Here is a 774-nt window from a genome sequence, read left to right on the forward strand (position 1 = left end):
CATTCGAGCAGGCTCCGATAGTGGACTGCGTGGCGGCGCGAAGCGTCTTCCCGCGACACGGCGACCGAAAATTTCTCAGCTGCGTAGGCGCGAGTCATGTCAAGCAGGCGATAGCGCACCGGATAGGCATTGCGATCAACGACCACGAGCGACTTCGCGGCAAGGTCCATGATGCACTCTTCGACGTCGCCGCCACTTTCACCCGACACCACTGCGCGCGCCGCCGCCAGCGTAAAATCCTGATTGAACACCGAAAGCTGCACGAGAGCGGCCTGCTGTGCCGGGGAAAGCAGGGAAAAGCTCCACTCCATCGTCGCGCGAAGCGTCTGGTGGCGTGGCAGAGCCGTGCGTCGTCCACGCGTCAGGATGTCGAAATTAGACCGCAGCGATTCCGCAACGCCGGCAATGCCGAACGTATCAACGCGCCCCGCAGCCAGTTCGATAGCGAGCACGATGCCATCGAGGCGGCGGCAGATATCGGCCACCACCGGGGCGTCGGCGTCGCTCAAAGAATAACCTCCAAGGCTTGCTGAAGCGCGCTCGACGAACAGCTGGACCGCAGCAAAATCCAGTGCCCTTGCCGCATCCAGCTTCTCGTCCGGTCCCGGGCAGTCCAGCGGCGGCAAGCGCAGAACCCATTCGGGCGCGACCCGAAGCGGCTCCCTGCTGGTCGCCAGGATCGTCACGTGCCGCGTCCTGGTGATCAGTTCCTCGGCGATCGCCGCGACTTCGTCGATGAGGTGCTCGCAGCAGTCGAGGACGAGGAGCATCGAG

General features: G+C 63.8%; 1 protein-coding gene. It reads right to left on the reverse strand.

What is annotated here, in order from left to right; all coding sequences use genetic code 11:
- Window positions 1–774, reverse strand: a 774-nt coding sequence (locus AC0L2R_RS33780; protein WP_473514111.1) for an ATP-binding protein, incomplete at both ends; no start/stop codon positions are given.

The sequence above is a fragment of the Mesorhizobium sp. WSM4820 genome (assembly GCF_055811075.1).